At 66.8% G+C, this 2764-nt stretch carries 4 protein-coding genes; 1 reads left to right on the top strand and 3 read right to left on the bottom strand.

What is annotated here, in order from left to right:
- On the top strand, positions 1–472 hold a 472-nt coding region (locus tag GJ693_RS15245; protein WP_156257098.1), incomplete at its 5' end, for a DUF2155 domain-containing protein.
- On the opposite strand, the gene aat is transcribed toward GJ693_RS15245, so the two are convergent.
- From aat to GJ693_RS15230, 3 genes are all read right to left on the bottom strand, one after another.
- Entirely contained in the window at positions 355–1005 is a 651-nt protein-coding gene (gene aat, locus GJ693_RS15240) for a leucyl/phenylalanyl-tRNA--protein transferase (RefSeq protein WP_235902974.1), read from the bottom strand. The genes GJ693_RS15245 and aat overlap by 118 nt on opposite strands.
- Positions 1006–1082: 77 nt before the next feature.
- Positions 1083–2441 carry an acetyl-CoA carboxylase biotin carboxylase subunit gene (gene accC / locus GJ693_RS15235; RefSeq protein ID WP_156257097.1) on the bottom strand — a complete coding sequence of 453 codons (1359 nt, stop codon included), beginning with the start codon at positions 2439–2441 and terminating at the stop codon, positions 1083–1085.
- A 7-nt stretch (positions 2442–2448) separates the two neighbouring features.
- Positions 2449–2764, bottom strand: a 316-nt coding sequence (locus GJ693_RS15230) for an acetyl-CoA carboxylase biotin carboxyl carrier protein (RefSeq protein ID WP_328598845.1), incomplete at its 5' end; no start/stop codon positions are given.

The following is a 2764-nucleotide window of genomic DNA, read 5'->3' as shown; positions in this document are numbered from 1 at the left end:
GGCCCCGGAACCACCGCCCGTCGCAACCCCTGCTGCCCCGGCCCGCCCGGCCCGCCAGGCCTCGCCGCGCGTCACCACGGTCACCCCGGTCAAGGATCGCGTGCTGGTGGTCGGCGCGCTCGCCAAGCGCACCGGCGAAACCCGCTTCCTCACCCTGAAACCCGGGCAGTACATCGATTTTGCCGGCATCCGCATCACCGCCCGCACCTGCGAGACGACACCGCCGTGGGAATGGCCGAAGCTGCAGGGCGCCTTCCTGCAAGTGGACGAGCGGCTGGTCGGCCAGGTGAAGCGGGTGTTCTCCGGCTGGCTCTATGCCGAAAGCCCCAGCCTCAACGTCATGGAGCACCCGCGCTATGACGTCTGGCTCAAAAGCTGCACGATGCGCTTCCCTGACGGTCCCGCCCCCAAAGCGCCGTCATCACCGGCAAAGAAATCGCCCGCTGCGCCCGACAAGGCGGCGCCCAACTGAACCCGATACTCGCGCGCCGGAATCTCGATGGCGCCAAAGCCGGCAAGGTGGCTGGTGAGAAACTGGGTGTCGAGCAGCCGGAAGCCACCCAGCCGCAGCCGCGCCACCAGGGCGGCCAGGCAGCATTTGCTGGCATCACGCACCCGCGTGAACATGGATTCGCCAAAGAAGGCCGCGCCCAGCCGCACGCCATAGAGCCCGCCGGCCAGCGCGCCATCCTCCGTCCACGCTTCCACGCTATGGGCCTGGCCGCGTTCGTGCAGCGCCAGATAAGCCTCGGCGATCAGCGGGTTGATCCAGGTTTCGCTGCGCCCCGGCACCGGCTCGGCGCAGCCGGCCAGCACGGCGGCAAAGGCGCGATCGGCGGTAAAGCGGAACCGCTCCTGCTTCAACGTCTTGGCCAGGCTCTTCGGCAGGTGGAACCGGTCCAGCGGCAGCACGCCGCGCTTGCGTGGCTCCACCCAGAACACGTCCGGGCTGTCGGCGCGTTCGGCCATCGGAAACACGCCGCTGGCATAAGCGCGCAGCAGCATGTCGGGATCGAGACGGTGGGCCAGCGGGCGAGTCACGCCGGCAGAATGCCCGGATCAGGCCGCGCCGAAAAGTGGCTTCAGGCCGCGGCCTCGGCGGCCTTCTTGGCGAGCCAGCGTTCCAGCCACTTGATCGAATAATCGCCGTTCTGGAAATCCGGGTCCTCGATCAGGGCCTGGTGCAACGGGATTGTCGTCTTCGGCCCGTTGATCACGAACTCTTCCAGCGCGCGGCGCAAGCGCATCAGGCACTCGTCGCGGTTGGCGCCATAAACGATCAGCTTGGCGATCAGCGAATCATAATAAGGCGGGATGCGATAGCCATCATAGAGCGCCGAATCGACCCGCACGTGCAGGCCACCGGGCTGGTGGAAATCGGTGACGCGGCCGGGCGACGGCGCGAAGGTCTGCGGGTCTTCGGCGTTGATCCGGCATTCGATGGCATGGCCTTCAAAATGGATCTGGTCCTGCGTGACCGACAGCGGCAGGCCGGCGGCGACGCGGATCTGTTCGCGCACCAGGTCCAGCCCGGTGACCGCTTCGGTGACCGGATGCTCGACCTGAAGGCGGGTGTTCATCTCGATGAAGAAGAACTCGCCATTTTCCCACAGGAACTCGATGGTGCCGGCGCCGCGATATTTCAGCTTGGAAATTGCCTGGCGCACGACTTCGCCCATGCGCGCGCGCTCTTCGGCGTTCAGCGCCGGTGACGGCGCTTCTTCCAGCACCTTCTGGTGGCGGCGCTGCAACGAGCAATCGCGCTCGCCCATGTGGACCGCGCCGCCCTGGCCGTCGCCAAACACCTGGAACTCGATGTGGCGCGGTTCCGACAGATACTTCTCGATATAAACGGTGTCGTCGCCAAAGGCGGCCTTGGCTTCCGACTTGGCCTGGCTCACCAGCGAGGGCAGGCTGGCGGCATCGGGGATCACCTTCATGCCGCGGCCACCGCCGCCCGACGCGGCCTTCACCAGCACCGGGTAGCCGATGATCTCGGCCACCGCCAATGCCTCTTCCATGCTCTCGATCGGGCCATCGCTGCCCGGCACCAGCGGCAGGCCGAGCGCGGCGGCGGTGCGCTTGGCCTCCACCTTGTCGCCCATCTTGCGGATATGTTCCGGGTCGGGCCCGATCCAGGTGATGCGATGTTCCTGCACGATCTCGGCAAAACGCGCGTTTTCAGACAGGAAGCCATAGCCGGGGTGGATGGCATCGGCCTGGGCGATTTCGGCGGCTGAAATGATCGCCGGGATGTTCAGATAGGAGTCGGTCGCCGACGGCGGGCCAATGCAGATGGCTTCATCGGCCAGCCGCACGTGCATGGCATCGGCATCGGCGGTGGAGTGCACGGCGACGGTGCGGATGCCCATTTCGCGGCAGGCACGGTGGACGCGCAGCGCGATTTCGCCCCGATTGGCGATGAGTACCTTCTTGAACACGCCCGGGTTACTCAATGATCACCAGCGGCTGGTCATATTCCACCGGCTGCTCGCTGTTCACCAGGATGGCCTTGACCACGCCGCCCTTGGGCGCCGTAATCGGGTTCATCACCTTCATGGCCTCGATGATCAGCAGCGTGTCGCCTTGCTTGACGGCGGCGCCTTCGGAGATGAACGCCGGCGCGCCCGGTTCCGGTGTGAGATAGGCGGTGCCGACGATCGGCGACTTCACCAGGCCGGGGTGGTTCTTCAGGTCATCGCCGCCGGCAGCCGGAGCGGCGGCCGGTGCCGGCGTGGCTGGTGGCGGGGCGGGCCAGCCGCCC

The sequence above is a fragment of the Sandarakinorhabdus oryzae genome (assembly GCF_009733735.1).
Taxonomy (GTDB): Bacteria; Pseudomonadota; Alphaproteobacteria; order Sphingomonadales; family Sphingomonadaceae; genus Sandarakinorhabdus; species Sandarakinorhabdus oryzae.
This window is presented reverse-complemented; position numbering and strand designations above follow the sequence as displayed.